Below are 15,648 nucleotides of genomic sequence, written 5' to 3' on the forward strand. Positions count from 1 at the left end.
CTCGCTTATGTGGGAGCGGGCTTGCTCGCGAAGGCGGTGTGTCAGTAGATACATCAATAGCCTGATCCACCGCTTTCGCGAGCAAGCCCGCTCCCACAAAGGCCTGAGTACACCCGAAATATATAAAAATAATTATTGGAGCGCCCAGACTACTGGGCGCCAGAGGTCTCACAGATGTCCAAGCCTGCAACCACTGTTGCCGCTGTTCAGGGTTCGAACGCGGGTGAAAAAAGCCACAGTGACAAGGGAGGTCGCTACGTCCAGTTGATGCTATTGGTGCTCGCCGCCGGGGCGATCTACCCGATCCTGTACCTGCGTCAGGTCTACCAGACCACCATGCTCGAAGTGTTCCAGATCAACCACAGTGAGCTGGGTTATCTGTACTCGATGCTCGGGACGATTTTCCTGCTCAGCTACTTGCCGAGCGGCTGGCTGGCGGACCGCATCGCGCCACGGTTCCTGATTTTCTTTTCGCTGGTGGCCACCGGCGCCCTGGGGCTTTGGTACTCCACGGCGCCGTCGATGACCGGGTTGATGATCATCTTCGGCTGCTGGGGCCTGACCACCGGCCTGACGTTCTGGGCCTCGGTGCTCAAGCGCGTGAAGATGATTGCCCACCACACGGAGCAGGGCCGGTTCTTCGGCATCCTCGACGGCGGTCGCGGTTTGGTCGAAGCGTTGCTGGCAACCGTGGCGCTGGGGTTGTTCGCCTTCGCCACCGAAACCCGTGGGGAGTCCGCTGCTGAAGGCTTCAAGCATGTGGTTTACCTGTATGCCTTCACCTGTATCGCCATCGGCTGTGTGCTGGTGCTGATCAAGGACCCGAAGTCGATGGAAGACACGGCAGCGGTGGAGAAGGGCAAGTACAACCTGCTCAGCGATTTGACCACCCTCGTGAAGATCCCCGAACTGTGGCTGGTCACCGCCATCGTGTTTTGCGGTTACCACATCTTCTGGGCCACCTACAGCTTCTCCGATTACTTGCAGGGCGGCGGCATGACCGCCGTCATGGCCGGCACCATCACCACCATCAAGTTGTGGATGCGCCCGATTGGCGGGGTCGGCGGTGGCTGGCTCGGTGACAAGTTCTCGAACATCTCGGTGCTGATCGTGGCGTTGTTTTTCGCGACGTTGGCGATGGTCGGCTTGATCGTGTTCCCGGCGCTTAACAGCATGGGTTTGCTGATCGGCACGGTGATCTTCATCGGCCTGATGACCTATGCGATTCGCGGCTTGTACTGGGCGATCCTTGACACCTGCAACATTCCGCTGCGCATCACCGGCCTGGCCATCGGCATTGTTTCGGTGGTCGGTTACCTGCCGGACGCCTTTATTCCGTTGATCAACGGTTACCTCACCGAACATTTCCCCGGTGCCGTTGGTTACAAGCTGTATTTCGGCTACATCGCTTTCGTCGGCCTGCTCGGGACCCTCGCGGCCCTGACCCTGCGCGCGCGTATCAATCGTCAATCTTTGAACAAAACAGGTGCCTGAGATGAAAATCGTCGCCCTTGAAACCCATATCGTTGCCGTACCGCCACCGCACATCGGTGGCATGTACTGGCTGTTCGTCAAGCTCAAGACTGATTGCGGCATCGAAGGCGTGGGCGAAATCTACGCCGCGACCTTCGGCCCCAAAGCCATGCTGCCGATCATCGAAGACGTGTTCGAACGCTACCTGCTCAACCACGACCCGCACCACATCGAGCGCTTTTTCCGCCAGGCCTATTCCAGCGGTTTCACCCAGCGCCCGGACTTGACCATGATGGGTGTGGTCAGCGGTTTGGAGATGGCCTGCTGGGACATCATCGGCAAAGCGGCGAACAAACCCGTTTATGAACTGTTGGGCGGCAAGGTCAACGAACGCCTGCGTTCCTACACCTACCTGTACCCGGTCAACAGCCAGGGTGAGTACGACTACGACGATCCGGACCTGGCTGCCGAGTGCGCCATCGAGAACATGAACAAAGGCTTCACCGCCGTGAAGTTCGACCCGGCCGGACCGTACACCGCGTACTCCGGGCACCAGATCTCCCTGGAAGTGCTGGAACGCTGCGAAACCTTCTGCCGCAAGATCCGCGAAGCGGTGGGCGACAAGTGCGACTTGCTGTTCGGCACCCACGGGCAAATGGTGCCGTCCTCGGCGATTCGCCTGGCCAAGCGCCTGGAGAAATACGATCCGCTGTGGTTCGAAGAGCCGGTGCCGCCGGGTCAGGAAGACGCGATGGCGCAAGTCGCGGCCAAGACCACTATCCCGATTGCCACCGGCGAACGGCTGACCACCAAGTACGAATTCTTCAAGCTGTTGCAGGCTGGCGGTGCGTCGATTTTGCAGATGAACGTGGCGCGCTGTGGCGGTCTGCTGGAAGCAAAGAAGATCGCGAGCATGGCCGAGGCCTATTACGCGCAAATTGCGCCGCACCTTTATAACGGGCCGATTGGCGCGGCGGCGAGTTTCCAGTTGGCGACCTGCACGCCGAACTTCCTGATCCAGGAAAGCATCATGACTTGGGGCGGTTTCCATGCCGAAGTCCTGACCAAGCCGTTGCAATGGGAGGACGGCTACATCATCCCGTCCACCGAGCCAGGCCTGGGGGTGGAGCTGAACATGGACGTGGTGCGCAAGCATTCGCCGTACACCGGCGAGCGTTTGCACCTGCAAATGGCGCCGACCCCGGCAGACGTCAAAGACACCTCGCCGGCCAGAGGCTGACGAGAGAGGGCGCAGTCCTCCCGTAGGAGCTGTCGAGTGCAACGAGGCTGCGATCTTTTGATTTTTTAAAAGCAAGATCAAAAGATCGCAGCCTCGTTGCACTCGACAGCTCCTACGGGGGGGAGGCGCGGGTTTTTTGTATAACGACTTACGCGGTAATCGTGCATGACATACGACTACATCATCGCTGGCGCAGGCGCCGCTGGCTGCATACTCGCCAACCGGCTCTCGGCGTCGGGGAAATACACGGTGTTGCTGCTGGAAGCGGGCGGCAAGGACAGTTCCTTGTGGTTCAAGATCCCGGTCGGCTTCGCCAAAATGTATTACAACCCGACCTTCAACTGGATGTACTACAGCCAGCCGCAAAAGCAGCTCAACAACCGGGAAATCTACGCCCCGCGCGGCAAGGTCCAGGGCGGTTCGGGCTCGATCAATGCGATGGTCTACGTCCGTGGCCAGGCCGATGACTTCGATGACTGGGCGGCCAACGGCAACGATGGCTGGGGCTTCAAGGACGTGCTGCCGTACTTCCGCAAACTGGAAAACCACCCGCTGGGCGACAGCGAATACCACGGTGGCAGCGGCCCGATCAGCATCACCCCGATGAAGGGCCAGACCCATCCGATCTGCGATGTGTTCCTCAAGGGTTGCGATGAACTCGGCTACCCCCACAGTGATGACTTCAACGGGCCGAAATTCGAAGGCTCGGGCATCTACGACGTCAACACCAAGGACGGTCAGCGCAGCTCCAGCAGCTTCGCGCATTTGCACCCGGCACTGAGCCGGCCGAACCTGAAGGTCGAGCATTACGCGTTGGTGGATCGGGTGTTGTTCGAGGGCGAGCGGGCGACCGGGATTTCCGTGACCCAGCATGGTGTGGTTCGGACCTTCACTGCGCGCAAGGAAGTGATCCTGTGTGCCGGAGCCGTGGACACGCCGAAGATTCTTCAACTGTCCGGCGTTGCGGACCAGGCGCTGCTGGCCAAGCATCAGATCCCGCTGGTCAAGCACCTGCCGGCGGTGGGGCAGAACCTGCAGGATCACCTGTGCGCCAGTTATTACTACAAGGCCAATATTCCGACGCTGAATGATCAGCTCAGTTCGTTGTTCGGTCAGTTCAAGCTTGGCCTCAAGTACCTGCTGACCCGCAAGGGTGCACTGGCGATGAGCGTCAACCAGGCCGGTGGCTTCTTCCGGGGTGATGAGACCCAGGCCAATCCGAACCTGCAACTGTATTTCAACCCGCTGTCGTACCAGATCCCGAAGAACAACAAGGCCAGCCTCAAGCCCGAGCCGTATTCAGGCTTCCTGCTGTGCTTCAACCCGTGCCGGCCGACCAGCCGCGGGCATATCGAGATCAAGTCGAAGAACCCACGGGAGGCGGCGCTGATCGACCCCAATTACCTCAGTACGCAAAAGGACATCGACGAGGTGATCCAGGGCAGTCGGCTGATGCGCAAAATCATGCAGGCGCCAGCGCTCAAGGGTATTACCGTGGCGGAAGTGCTGCCGGGGCCGGTGGTCGAAAGCGACGAGCAGATGTTGCAGTACTTCCGCGAGAACAGCGGTTCGATCTATCACCTGTGTGGTTCGTGCGCGATGGGCGCCGACGAACAGAAGTCGGTGGTCGACAAACGGCTCAAGGTCCATGGTCTTGACGGTTTGCGCATCGTTGATGCGTCGATTTTCCCCAATGTGACCAGCGGTAATACCCACGCTGCCGTGCTGATGGTGGCGGAGAAGGGCGCTGATCTGATCTTGCAGGACGCCTGATTTCAACTCGGGTTGTATCAAAAATGAATTTCCGCCCAGTAAGCCGCTCATACCTGTAGGTGGCGGATTTGAGCTGCGAAATCATTGGTGCAATCAGGGAGTGTCAGGTCATGAATCCAATAAACAGAGCGGGCGAGTCGCTTCCCGGCGGCTTGATTCTGGTGGTGGAGGACGACCCGCTGATTCTTGAGTTCCTCTGTGAAATTCTTCAGGAAGAAGGCTTTGTCGTGCAGCCGCAAACCAGTGCCGACGCCGCCGCGCAATACCTGGAACACCATGCGAACGAGGTCCGGCTGTTGCTGACCGACATCACCATGCCCGGCAAGCGCAATGGCGCCGACCTGGCCAATGAGTTCGGTGATCGCTGGCCGGACAAGCCGATCATGATCATGTCCGGCTTCGAAACCCCGGAGAGCTCCGGGGTGCGGCACGAGGTTTCGTTTATCAAGAAGCCTTGGGCGCTGGGGCAACTACTGGATTGCGTAGAAGGCGCCCTGAAATCCCACCGCCCCCTGTAGGCGCCGCCGAAGGCAAGGTCACCAACAATCAATGTAGGAGCTGCCGAAGGCTGCGATCTTTTGATCTTGATCTTCAGCGACCTCGAAAAAGATCAAGATCAAAAGATCGCAGCCTTCGGCAGCTCCTACGTCGATTGCGGGCGATTGGTGGTGTTGCGTCGATTGCGGGCACCCAGTGGTGTTACATCTGTTGCGGGCGATCGGTGGTGTTGCGTCGATTGCGGGCGGTCAGTGGTGTTGCATCTGTTGCGGGCGACCCGTGGTGTTACGTCGATTGCGGGCGACCCGTGGTGTTGCGTCTGTTGCGGGCGATCGGTGGTGTTGCGTCGATTGCGGGCGATCAGTGGTGTTGCATCTGTTGCGGGCGATCGGTGGTGTTACGTCGATTGTGGGCGATCAGTTGTGTTGCATCTGTTGCGGGCGCCCCGTGGTGTTGCGTCGATTGCGGGCGATCAGTGGTGTTGCATCTGTTGCGGGCGATCGGTGGTGTTGCGTCGATCGTGGGCAACCAGTGGTGTTACATTGCCCGCCCGGCCCTTGCGATAGGAAGCTGTCCCTTGCCTGCTCAACCCTGCGTTTTCAATACGCCATACCGCGCCTTTCTGTTCGACATGGACGGCACCGTCCTCAACTCCATCGCCGCCGCCGAGCGGATCTGGACGGCTTGGGCCGTGCGCCATGGTGTCGATGTCGCGACGTTCCTGCCAACCATCCACGGTGCTCGCGCCATCGACACGGTCAATCGCCAGGCATTGCCTGGCGTCGATGCCGAAGCTGAAGCCGCGTTTATTACCGAGGCGGAAATCGAAGACGTGGAGGGGATTGTCGAGGTGGCGGGCGCGGCGGGTTTTCTGAACACGCTGCCGGCGGATCAGTGGGCGATTGTCACCTCGGCGCCAAGGGCATTGGCGCTGCGGCGGATGGCGGCGGCGGGGATTCCCGAGCCCGGGGTGATGGTCACGGCCGAAGACGTGAAGGCCGGTAAACCTGATCCCGCCGGTTATCGACTGGCTGCGCAGCGGTTAGGCGTGGATGTCACCGAATGCCTGATTTTCGAAGACGCCACGGTGGGGATTCAAGCGGCCGAAGCAGCCGGTGCCGACTTGCTGGTCATCACCTCGACCCACGATCACCCGCTCCAGACCCCGCACGCGACCTTGGTTGATTACACCTCGGTCGAAGTCCGCACGAACGCCGATGGCCGGATTCACCTGTATTACTCATAAGCACCACCAACCCCTTGTGGGAGCGGGCTTGCTCGCGAAGGCGTCCTTTCAGGAGACATTATTTCGATTGGCACACCGCTTTCGCGAGCAAGCCTGCTCACATTTGATTGATGTTGTAAGTGATGTCAGTACACGCCTGGAATCAACCGCCAACTCCTGCTGCAATACGCCTCGTATTCACTGCCAAACTGCGCCCGCAGCAGTGCTTCTTCGGAGTGAATCCGGGCAATCAGCGGGATTAGCGTCACTGCCGCCAGCAACAAACCAACCACTGAACGAAACGCCAGCGCCCAACCCACGGCGTTGATCCGCAGCCCCAGATAACTGGGGTTGCGCAACGTGCGGTAAATCCCTTCAGTCACCAGCCGATGCCCTGGCTGAATCGCCACCAATCCGCTGAACCGTTTGCCCAGCACAAACACCGGCCACATCCGCAGCACACCGCCAATGATGAACAACAGCGCACCCCACCAGCGCAGCGCCTCGCCACCCAACGTCCAGAAGTCGATACGGTCGGTGTAGGCCGGCAGAAACCCGCTGACCACGCCAATCACCGCGAACGCCGGGATCACCCAGCGATTGTCCCGGTCTTCCCGTTCGCCGGAACTCAAATTGACCTCGGTAAACAGCGAAGCCACCGCCATCACCACAGTGGCCAGCGCGATCGCCACCAGTGCCCCATGAGAAAAGAACGCGAAAAACCCGCCCAACCCCCCTATCGCCAGGCCGATGTAGGCGAGGGTGGAAACGATGGCGAAAAACGCCAGTTTGGGCGAGATGTTCATGACAACCTCCACAGAACCTACATCCAGTGTAGGAGCTGCCGCAGGCTGCGATCTTTTGATCTTGATCTTCAGCGGCCTCGAAAAAGATCAAGATCAAAAGATCGCAGCCTTCGGCAGCTCCTACGGGGTCATGTCTGATCTTGCGTTGCGGCGGATGACTTGGGGCGGCTGGCCGAACGCGCGCAGAAATGCTTCGCGCATCCGCCGCCGGTCGCTGAAGCCGGTTTCCTCGGCAATCTGGTCCAGCGTCAGCCGCCCCCGTTCCAGCCGCTGCCGCGCCGCTTCCAGGCGCAGATTCTCGATCGCCTTGGCCGGCGATTGCCCGGTCTCGGCGCGAAACGCCCGGCTGAACTGCCGTGGACTCAGCCGCGCGACTTCCGCCAATTGTTCCACCGACAGCGTCGACGTCAGGTTTTCCCGTGCGTAACCCAGCACCGTCTGGATGCGGTCGGATTTCGGCTCCAGTTCCAGCAACGCCGAATGCTGCGACTGACCCCCCGCACGGCGGTGGTACATCACCAGTTTCTGCGCCACGGCTCGGGCCAGCTCGGCGCCGTGGTCCTTTTCGACCATCGCCAGCGCCAGGTCGATACCGGCGGTCATGCCCGCCGAGGTCCAGATCGAACCGTCGACCACAAAGATCCGGTCCTCTTCGACCTTGATCGCCGGGAACCGCGCTTGCAGCTCCCGGGCGTAGGCCCAGTGGGTGGTGGCGCGCCGACCGTCGAGCAAACCGGCCTGGGCCAATACAAAGGCGCCGGAACAGATCGAGGCCGTGCGCCGTGCGGTGTTAACGCTGTTGCGCAGGTACGCCAGCACGGCGGCGGGTGCCTGTTCGAGGATGGCATCGCCACCGACCACGATCACCGTATCGAACACCCGCTCATCAAACGCCTCAGTGCCGACGCTTAAACCGCCGGAAGCGCATAACGTGCGGCCATCCTCGGACAACACGCTGACTTCATACAGGGTTTCGCCAGCACTGTAATTGGCGTACTCGAACACTGGCATCGCCGCCAGCGCCATGGACTGGAATCGCTCGAACACCACAAATGCCACGGAAGTCATCGTCAGGTCCTCAAAAAGGTCATGTCCTAAAAACGTAGGTTAAACGTCATTTGAGACTTGTGTCAGTCCCTTTATAACTGTTCACACCCGGCGAGCTTATCGCCTCACTGTGAAGGACATTCGATATGGCACTCTCCTCCAAAGGCACGGCCCTGATCACAGGCGCTTCTTCCGGCATCGGCGCGGTCTATGCCGACCGTCTCGCCCGCCAAGGCTACGACCTGATCCTGGTCGCCCGCAGCCAAAGCAAATTGCACACCTTGGCCAATCACTTGAGCAATGAAACCGGGCGCGCCGTGGAAGTGGCCGCCGCCGACCTGAAGGACAAGGCCGACCTGTTGCGAGTCGAAACCATCCTGCGTAACGACGCCAGCATCACTCTGCTGGTCAACAATGCCGGGGTCGGCGGGGTTATGCCGCTGCTGGGCAGCCCGGTGGATGACATGGAAGAGATGATCAGCCTCAACGTCACCGCGCTGATGCGTCTGGCCTACGCAGCGGTGCCGGGGTTTGTCGCTCGGGGCACCGGGACTGTGATCAACATTGCCTCGGTCGTCGCCATCGCCCCGCAAATGCTCAACGGTGTGTACGGCGCGACCAAGGCCTTTGTGTTGGCTTTGAGCCAGTCCATGCAGCACGAACTGGCCGACAAAGGCGTGCGCATCCAGGCCGTGTTGCCTGGGGCCACGGCCACCGACTTCTGGAGCGAGGCCGGCAACCCGGTGGAAAACCTGCCGAAAGAAATCGTGATGTCGGCCCAGGACATGGTCGATGCGGCGCTGGCAGGCTTGGCAAAGGGCGAAGTGGTGACCATTCCGAGCCTGCACGAAGGCGAAAAATGGGACGCTTACGAAACCCGGCGTCTGGAGCTGTCCGGGCTGTTCGGCCACTCCGCCGCCGCACCGCGTTATCGCTGAAACCGTGGCGGCGGGGCAGGGTGAACTAAGCTTGGATAAAGCACGTTCACCACTTCATCCCTGACGGGGCGAGCGAGTTCGACCTGTCAGGGGTGGCGCAAGGAACTCCGCAATGCTGCACATCCGAACCCCGCTGATTCTGCATCCGGGCCTGTCCACCCCGACCCGGCGAATCTGGCTCAAGCTGGAAAACCTGCAACCCAGCGGTTCGTTCAAACTGCGCGGCATGGGGCTGTTGTGCAGCCAGGCTGCCGCCCAGGGTAAACGCAAAGTGGTCTGTCCCTCCGGGGGTAACGCCGGGTTCGCCACGGCTGTTGCCGCTGCCAGTCTGGGCCTGAAAGCCTGCATCGTCGTCCCCAACACCACCCCTGAAAGCACCCGCATCCGGATCAGCAAAACCGGGGCCGAGGTGATCGTTCACGGCAAGGTCTGGGACGAAGCCAACCAACGGGCCAAGGAACTCGCCCGAGGCGCGCACACTGAGTACGTACCCGCCTTCGATCACCCGGTGCTCTGGGAAGGACATAGCACAACGATCGATGAAATCCTCGAGGATTGCCCTGAGGCTGACGTGATCGTGACGTCGGTCGGCGGCGGTGGTTTGCTGGCGGGGATTCTCACCGGGCTGATTCGCCACCAGCGCATGGACTGCCGGATCGTCGCCTGCGAAACCGAAGGTGCGGCGTCGTTTGCGGCGGCGATGCAGGCGGGCCACCCCGTCAGGTTGGCGCGGATCAGCACCGTCGCCACATCCCTCGGCGCGACCCAAGTGGCCGCCTGGCCGGTCGAGCACCTGAGGGATTTCCCCCACGAGTGCGTGGTGCTCAGCGACGACGAAGCGATCATGGGCGTAGTCCGCTACGCCAGCGATTTGCGCCAGTTGGTCGAGCCGGCGTGCGGGGTATCACTGGCGGTCGCGTATCTGGATCACCCGGCGATTGCCGAGGCGCATGACGTGGTGATCATTGTTTGTGGCGGGGTCAGTATCACCGCGCAATTGGTGGCGGGCTGGGCGCGCACCTCAGTCGGCACAGAAAGACGACCGGGCTAAACAAACCAGCCCAATCCCCTGTGGGAGCGGGCTTGCTCGCGAAAGCGGTGTGTCAGTTAATGAAGAAGTTGATTGACCCAACGCCTTCGCGAGCAAGCCCGCTCCCACCGGTTTCGCGTTCTGACTTTTCAGCCCTGATCCTCAACCGTTAAAGGTTGCAAACCGGACTCCCGGGCCCGGGCTATCGGTTCGTCGCCGCCGGCCCGCTCCAGCAACGGGTAGGCGAGGGCCGCAATGTGGTGATGCACCCGGCGGTAATCACGCAGCAGTCGCTGAAAGATGTCGCCGGACTCGGCCCAGGTGTTTTTGTCCTCCCGCAATTGGCGAAAGTGCTCGCGGCTGGCGCTGGCTTCGAGCCTTCTGACGGTCTCTTTGCGCTCGACCAGTTGGTGTGCGGTGGCGATGTCTTCGCGCAGGAACACAGTGATCGCCAGGCTCAGGCTTTCCAGCAATGCTTCGTGCAGCGGCGCGATGTTACGTAGCTCGAACACCGAAAAGTGCTCGCCACGGCGCAAGCGGCGCATGGCCAGTTGCGTGAGACTGCTGCAAAGAATGTCCGCCGCGTGTTCGAGGTTGATCACGAAGGTGAGAATTTCCTGGGCGCGATCGGCATCGCTGTCGCTGATGCCTTCCTGGCCGATGTCCGCCAGGTAGGCGCGAATTGCCGCGCTGAGCAGGTCCAGGGATTGATCGATGCGCCGCACTTCATCGGCACAGACCGGCGCCGAGGTGTGGAACAGCGCCAGCGTGCGTTCGAGCATGGCCGAGAGCATATCGGCGATGCGCAGCGCTTCGCGGACGGCGTTGGACAGGCCAATGTTGGCCACTTCCAGGCCTGCTTCGTCGAGGTAACGCGGCATGCCCGGATCGACATCCCGAACCGGCTCCGGCAGCAGGCGCGTCAGCAGCTTGGCCATCGGCTCGGTGAAACCGATGAACACCAAGGCCAGCAGCAGGTTGAAACCGGTGTGCAGGTAAACCACCAGTGCTGCGGGATTGAAATTCAACGATGCCAGCCATCCGGCTAACGGCAACACCACCGCTGCGCCGAGCGCCCGCACCAGCAGATTGCCCAGAGGCAAGCGTCGGCCGACGTTCGATCCGGCATTGATCACCGACGGTAAGGCGCCGCCAATGTTCACGCCGAGGACCAAGGCGACGATGGTGGTGGCCGAGAGCATGCCGGTCGCGGCGAGAGACACAATCAGCAGCACCACCGCGACGCTGGAATGGCACAGCCAAGTGAGGATCAGCGCCACCAGCAGCGCAATCAGCAAGTCGCCGTCGAGGCTTTGCATGATCAGTTGGAACACGGGCGTGCCTTCGACTTCGGCCAGGGTCGAACCGAGCATGTGCAGGGCCATCAGCATCAACCCGAGGCCAATCAGCGCGCAGCCGACGCTTTCGAAACGCGAGTCATCCCGCGCCCGAAAGACAATCAATCCGGTCAGTAAAACCATGGGCGTAAGGATCGAAATATCCGCGCTGAGCAACTGCACCACCAGGGTCGAACCGATGTTGGCGCCGAGCATCACCGCCAGCGCCGGGGCCAGGCCCAGGGTGCCGGCGGCGGTGAACGAGGTGGCCATCAGGCTGACGGCGGTGCTGCTCTGCAAGATGCCGGTGATGCCGATACCCGCCAGCAAGGCCAGCCAACGGTTGTTCAGGTGCTGGCCCATCCAGTGGCGCAGTGGCGTGCCGAAGCCGCGCAACAACGCCGAAGAAATCATGTGCGTGCCCCACAGCAACAGTGCAATGGCGCCTGCGAGGTTGATCAGTAGAGTCGTTCCCGACATGAGAACTCTCCTTTATTCCGTGGTGCGTTGATCGATGGCCCGAGAGCCAGATTGCTATGCCTGATCAACACCCCGTAGGAGCTGCCGAAGGCTGCGATCTTTTGATCTTGATCTTAAAAAACAAGATCAAAAGATCGCAGCCTTCGGCAGCTCCTACGGGGGCCGGGTTGTCAGGTCCGGTCCCGGTTCAGTGCTTTAGAACCACTGCTTGAAGCGGCGGATGTAGATCGTCTTCATGGTCTGCGCGACCACGCAGTAGCTGAGCAATGTGCCCACCAGCCAAGGGAAGTATTCCCATGGCAACGGCACCAGACCGACCATTGCCCCCAGCGGCGAGAACGGAATGTAGATGCCCAGGCCAATCACCAGACCCGTCGCCAGGATCACCGGCAATGCGGCGGTGCTCTGGAAGAACGGAATCTTGCGGGTGCGCAGCATGTGCACCACCAGCGTCTGCGACAGCAACCCTTCAATAAACCAGCCGGACTGGAACAGGCTCTGCATTTCCACGCTGTTGGCGGCGAACACGTACCACATCAGGGCAAACGTGGTGATGTCGAAGATCGACGAGGTCGGCCCGATCCACAGCATGAAACGGCCGATGTTCTTTGCGTCCCATTTGCGTGGTTTGCGCAGGTATTCCTTGTCCATCTTGTCCCATGGCAAGGCCAACTGAGAGAGGTCGTACATGAGGTTTTGCAGCAGCAAGTGGATCGACAGCATAGGCAGAAACGGGATGAACGCACTCGCCACCAGCACCGAGAACACGTTGCCGAAGTTGGAGCTGGCCGTCATGTTCAGGTACTTCATGATATTGCCGAAGGTTTCGCGGCCCTTGAGCACGCCTTCTTCGAGCACCATCAGGCTCTTTTCCAGGAGGATGATGTCCGCCGATTCCTTGGCGATGTCAGTGCCGCTGTCCACCGAAATCCCGACGTCGGCATCGCGCAGCGCCGGGGCGTCGTTGATGCCGTCGCCAAGGAAACCCACGGTGTGACCGTTCGCTTGCAGGGCCTTGAGCACCCGGGACTTTTGCAGCGGGGTCAGCTTGGCAAACACCGTGCGTTCTTCCACCCGCAACTTGAGGGTGGTGTCATCCATCTGCTCGATGTCCTGGCCGAGCAGCGGCGTGCCCGGATCGAGCCCGACTTCGCGGCAGATCTTGCAGGTGACCACGGCGTTGTCGCCGGTCAGCACCTTGACTGTCACGCCCATGTCCCGCAGTGCGGCGATGGCCGGGCCGGCGGTTTCCTTGGGTGGATCGAGGAACGTCAGGAAGCCGCGAATCACCAGCTCGCGTTCATCGGCGGTGCTGTACTGGTTTTTGCTCTGGGCTTGCGGGATCTCGCGGGTGGCGACCACCAGCACGCGGAAACCGTCCTCGTTGTACTCGTTGGCCAGGGCCAGCAAGTCGTTGCGGCGCTGTGTATCCAGCGCGATCACCTGGCCGTTTTCATTGATATGGCTGGCGATGCCGAGCATTTCCTCGACCGCGCCTTTGCACACCATCAAGTGATCGTCGCGGCTGTCCTTGACGATGATCGACAGGCGTCGACGGATGAAATCGAACGGCAACTCATCGACCTTGCTGTAAGCAAAGGGCACCCGAAACTTTGGATTCGCGTTGGCGAATTGCACCACCGCCTGGTCCATCAGATTCTTCAGGCCACTTTGGTGATGGCTGTTGAGCCACGCCAGTTCGAGAATCGAATCGTCGCGCCGGCCGTGGCTGTCGACGTGGTGCTCGAGAATGATCTTGTCCTGGGTCAGGGTGCCGGTCTTGTCGGTGCACAGTACGTCCATCGAGCCGAAGTTCTGGATCGCGTTGAGGCGCTTGACCACCACTTTGCGCCTGGCCATGGCCATCGCGCCTTTGGCCAGGTTCGCGCTGACGATCATCGGCAGCATTTCCGGGGTCAGGCCGACCGCGACCGCCAGGGCAAACAGAAACGCATCACCCCAGTCGCCCTTGGAGAAGCCATTGAGCAGGAACACGATCGGCACCATCACCAGCATGAAGCGGATCAGCAGCCAGCTAACACTGTTGACCCCACGGTCGAACGCGGTTTGCACCCGCGAGCCGACGATGGCTTTAGCCAGGGAGCCGAAGTAGGTCCGCGAACCGGTGGCGACCACCACGGCTTTGGCGGTGCCGCTGACCACGTTGGTGCCCATGAAGCAGATGTTCGGCAGGTCCAGCAGGTTCGACTGATCGGCCGCCGTGCTGGTGGCCGACTTCTGCGCCACGTTGCCCAAGGTGTCGTACTTCTCGACCGGCAAGGCTTCGCCGGTCAGTACAGCCTGGCTGATAAACAGGTCGCGGGATTCGATCAGGCGGATGTCGGCCGGGATTATGTCGCCGGCGCTCAACTGCACGATGTCACCGGTTACCAGTTCACGCATCGGCACTTCGCGCAGCGCCGATTTACCGTCCTTGTGCTCGCGGCGCAGCACGGTGGCGGTGGTGCGCACCATGGCTTTCAAGGCTTCGGCGGACTTGGCCGAGCGGTATTCCTGCCAGAACCGCAGCAGGCTGCTGAGGCTGACCATGGTCATGATAATGATGACTTTGGTCAGGTCGGCGTCATCCGCTTCGCCGTTGCGGATCGGCAGCCAATAGTCAGTAAAGAAACTGATGCCGGCCAGGATCAGCAGCACGTAGATAAACGGGTTGTTCAGGGCTTTGAGCAGTTGGAGGAGGGCGTGCGGCGGCTTGTCGTGGGCCACTTCGTTGTAGCCGCCACGGGCGAGGCGGCCCTGGGCTTCGAGTTCGGTCAAGCCGTCCGTGGTGGCGTTGAGGTTGGTCAGCGTTGTGGCCAGGCCGTTTTGCGCTTCCCGGGCGGCGCGCATCGACAGCTTGGCGTTGTCGTTGCTGGCGCCGTGGGTGGTTTTCTTTGCGGTTTTTACAAGGGTCATGGCTGTGCTCCTGCCGCAGGCTTGCGGCACGACACACAGGCACTTCAGCTAATTAAAGACGAGCGCACGTATGTCGAGCCGCAAATAAGCGATCGATTCTGATAGTTGCGTTTTTTATTTAATGTCCGCTGGCCGTCGATTAAAAAGTGACGGGCAGCGAACCGTCTACTGGCTTCGTCCATAACTAACTCCACTATTTGAAAGGCAATAATAAGTTGCCGAATTCCTATATAAGGAAAACGTCAGGGAAGGACTTTTTAAGTACCTTCAGATCAGTTGAAAGTGCGGGCCCCGAGGTACAGGCCAAGCATCAGGCTGGCCTGTTGGAACAGGCGCGCGATGCGCCGACTCGGTGGGTCCTGGCTATCGTCCATGCTCCAGCGTTGCTGAAGCCGACCCGTCATCGGGCAGACGCGCCAGTTGGCACGCAGGTGGGCCCTGGCAGGCGAGGATTGGCTGGAAAACGGCGCGCGGGCCTGGGCCATATCGAGACGCTCGCGGCAGAGCTTGACCCGCATGGTCGAGGCAAATGCGCGGACGCCGGGCATTACAGTGGATTTGAAGTTCATAACATACCTCTGGACCGGACTGACGCCGGCGAGGCAAGTTACGGTGGAGCATCAAGCTCTAGCGCAGCTTACCCGACGATAAGTCGAGTCCCGTCATGTTCTGGGTTATGTGCCAGATCCTGCGAATTCGCAGTCACCCGACAGCGACTAGATACTGTGTCCATTGTCTTCTTTAGTGAGTTGAAAAAAGGCCTGTGAAACCGGCCCGGGCAATTTACTCAGGCAGGTAGGTGAAGTCAACCGCGAATATCCGATTAAACTTCAATTGAATGGGAAAATGCCGGATTCGATTATTGAAGTTAGAACGTGTTCAGCT

12 protein-coding genes are annotated in these 15,648 nt (G+C 60.5%); 7 read left to right on the forward strand and 5 right to left on the reverse strand.

Going from position 1 to position 15,648, the window contains the following annotated elements; all coding sequences use genetic code 11:
* The first annotated feature begins 174 nt into the window (after positions 1-174).
* The 5 genes from V5E99_RS25830 to V5E99_RS25850 all read left to right on the forward strand — a co-directional run bounded on the left by V5E99_RS25830 (position 175) and on the right by V5E99_RS25850 (position 6,230).
* Positions 175-1,494 (forward strand): MFS transporter, encoded by a 1,320-nt coding sequence (locus V5E99_RS25830; protein WP_499805075.1) that lies wholly within the window; start codon positions 175-177, stop codon positions 1,492-1,494.
* A 1-nt stretch (position 1,495) separates the two neighbouring features.
* A complete protein-coding gene (locus tag V5E99_RS25835; protein WP_213939047.1) occupies positions 1,496-2,713 on the forward strand; it encodes a mandelate racemase/muconate lactonizing enzyme family protein in 1,218 nt (405 codons plus the stop codon).
* Between the two features lie 165 nt (positions 2,714-2,878).
* Positions 2,879-4,486: a GMC family oxidoreductase gene (locus V5E99_RS25840; RefSeq protein ID WP_499805077.1), complete on the forward strand. Its 1,608-nt coding sequence runs from the start codon at positions 2,879-2,881 to the stop codon at positions 4,484-4,486.
* Positions 4,487-4,596: 110 nt separating this feature from the next.
* Positions 4,597-5,004, forward strand: a complete 408-nt coding sequence (locus V5E99_RS25845) for a response regulator (protein WP_499805079.1) — start codon at positions 4,597-4,599, stop codon at positions 5,002-5,004.
* A 557-nt stretch (positions 5,005-5,561) separates the two neighbouring features.
* Positions 5,562-6,230: an HAD-IA family hydrolase gene (locus tag V5E99_RS25850; RefSeq protein ID WP_499805080.1), complete on the forward strand. Its 669-nt coding sequence runs from the start codon at positions 5,562-5,564 to the stop codon at positions 6,228-6,230.
* A gap of 125 nt (positions 6,231-6,355) precedes the next feature.
* Here V5E99_RS25850 and V5E99_RS25855 read toward each other — a convergent pair whose 3' ends face one another.
* Together V5E99_RS25855 and V5E99_RS25860 are read right to left on the reverse strand one after the other, a co-directional pair.
* A complete protein-coding gene (locus V5E99_RS25855; RefSeq protein ID WP_499805082.1) occupies positions 6,356-7,015 on the reverse strand; it encodes a methyltransferase family protein in 660 nt (219 codons plus the stop codon).
* Between the two features lie 120 nt (positions 7,016-7,135).
* A complete protein-coding gene (locus V5E99_RS25860) occupies positions 7,136-8,083 on the reverse strand; it encodes a GlxA family transcriptional regulator (protein WP_499805084.1) in 948 nt (315 codons plus the stop codon).
* A gap of 125 nt (positions 8,084-8,208) precedes the next feature.
* Between V5E99_RS25860 and V5E99_RS25865 the strand changes: the two genes are divergently transcribed.
* Together V5E99_RS25865 and V5E99_RS25870 are read left to right on the forward strand one after the other, a co-directional pair.
* Positions 8,209-9,000 carry an SDR family NAD(P)-dependent oxidoreductase gene (locus V5E99_RS25865; protein WP_499805086.1) on the forward strand — a complete coding sequence of 264 codons (792 nt, stop codon included), beginning with the start codon at positions 8,209-8,211 and terminating at the stop codon, positions 8,998-9,000.
* A gap of 112 nt (positions 9,001-9,112) precedes the next feature.
* The gene (locus tag V5E99_RS25870; protein ID WP_499805088.1) at positions 9,113-10,051 is read left to right on the forward strand and encodes a pyridoxal-phosphate dependent enzyme; all 939 of its coding nucleotides are present in this window, start codon (positions 9,113-9,115) and stop codon (positions 10,049-10,051) included.
* A gap of 128 nt (positions 10,052-10,179) precedes the next feature.
* Here V5E99_RS25870 and V5E99_RS25875 read toward each other — a convergent pair whose 3' ends face one another.
* The 3 genes from V5E99_RS25875 to V5E99_RS25885 form a co-directional block, all read right to left on the reverse strand.
* Positions 10,180-11,847 (reverse strand): Na/Pi cotransporter family protein, encoded by a 1,668-nt coding sequence (locus tag V5E99_RS25875; protein WP_499805090.1) that lies wholly within the window; start codon positions 11,845-11,847, stop codon positions 10,180-10,182.
* A 195-nt stretch (positions 11,848-12,042) separates the two neighbouring features.
* Positions 12,043-14,763 (reverse strand): magnesium-translocating P-type ATPase, encoded by a 2,721-nt coding sequence (gene mgtA, locus V5E99_RS25880; RefSeq protein ID WP_499805091.1) that lies wholly within the window; start codon positions 14,761-14,763, stop codon positions 12,043-12,045.
* A 272-nt stretch (positions 14,764-15,035) separates the two neighbouring features.
* A complete protein-coding gene (locus V5E99_RS25885) occupies positions 15,036-15,332 on the reverse strand; it encodes a hypothetical protein (RefSeq protein WP_499805093.1) in 297 nt (98 codons plus the stop codon).
* Positions 15,333-15,648 lie beyond the last annotated feature (316 nt).

It is taken from the genome of Janthinobacterium sp. LPB2021202312-11-4 (genome assembly GCF_037049705.1).
Lineage (GTDB): Bacteria > Pseudomonadota > Gammaproteobacteria > Pseudomonadales > Pseudomonadaceae > Aquipseudomonas.